This is a genomic window from Arthrobacter sp. AG367 (assembly GCF_007828995.1).
Classification (GTDB): domain Bacteria; phylum Actinomycetota; class Actinomycetes; order Actinomycetales; family Micrococcaceae; genus Arthrobacter.
The window spans coordinates 1-1,133 of the sequence record NZ_VIVE01000020.1 but is presented as its reverse complement, the minus strand read 5'-3'; the positions used below and the strand labels follow the sequence as shown (position 1 = coordinate 1,133).

Genomic DNA, 1,133 nt, shown 5'->3' with positions numbered 1-1,133 from the left:
TTCGTCTCCGGCTGGTTCTACTGGATCAACTGGGCCACCACCACCATCGTGGACATCACCGCCGCCGCCCTCTACATGCACTTCTTCGGCAACTACATCCCCTGGATGGCCGACGTCCCCCAGTGGGCCTGGGCACTGACCGCCCTCATCGTCGTCCTGGCCCTGAACCTGGTCTCGGTCAAGGTCTTCGGCGAAATGGAATTCTGGTTCGCCCTGATCAAGGTCGCCGCCCTGGTCGCGTTCCTCATCATCGGCACCTACTTCGTCATCTTCGGCACCCCCGTGGACGGCCAACAGGTCGGCATCAGCCTCCTGTCCGACAACGGCGGGATCTTCCCCAACGGCCTGCTGCCCATGATCATCCTCATGCAAGGCGTCCTGTTCGCCTACGCCTCCATCGAACTCGTCGGCACCGCCGCCGGCGAAACCGAAAACCCCGAAAAAATCATGCCCAAGGCCATCAACTCCGTGGTCTTCCGCATCGCCGTGTTCTACGTCGGCTCCGTGATCCTCCTGGCCCTGCTGCTGCCCTTCACCTCCTACCAAAAAGGCGTCAGCCCCTTCGTGACCTTCTTCGGCTCCATCGGCGTCCAGGGCGTAGACGTCATCATGAACCTCGTCGTCCTCACCGCCGCCCTGTCCTCCCTGAACGCCGGACTCTACTCCACCGGCCGGATCCTGCGCTCCATGTCCGTCAACGGCTCCGCACCCCGCTTCGCCTCCCGCATGAACAAAGCAGGCGTCCCCTACGGCGGCATCGCCATCACCGCCACCGTCTCCCTCCTCGGCGTCCCCCTGAACTACCTCGTCCCCGCCGAAGCCTTCGAAATCGTCCTGAACATCGCCTCCGTCGGCATCATCATGACCTGGGCCACCATCGTCCTGTGCCAAATCCAACTCAAACGCTGGGCCGACAAAGGCTGGGTCACCCGCCCCTCCTTCCGCATGTTCGGCGCCCCCTACACCGGCTACCTCTCCCTGCTCTTCCTCATCGGCGTCCTCATCATGGTCTTCATCGACTCACCCCTGACCATGCTCGTCACCGCCATCGCCTCCATCCTCATGGTCGCCGGCTGGTACGCCTGCCGCACCCGCATCCGCCAAATCGCCGAAACCCGCGACGGCTACACCGG

1 protein-coding gene is annotated in these 1,133 nt (G+C 63.5%); it reads left to right on the top strand.

Going from position 1 to position 1,133, the window contains the following annotated elements; translation table 11 throughout:
- Nucleotides 1–1,133 (top strand): amino acid permease (locus FB478_RS21015; RefSeq protein WP_144601538.1); only part of this gene is annotated, 1,133 nt, incomplete at both ends.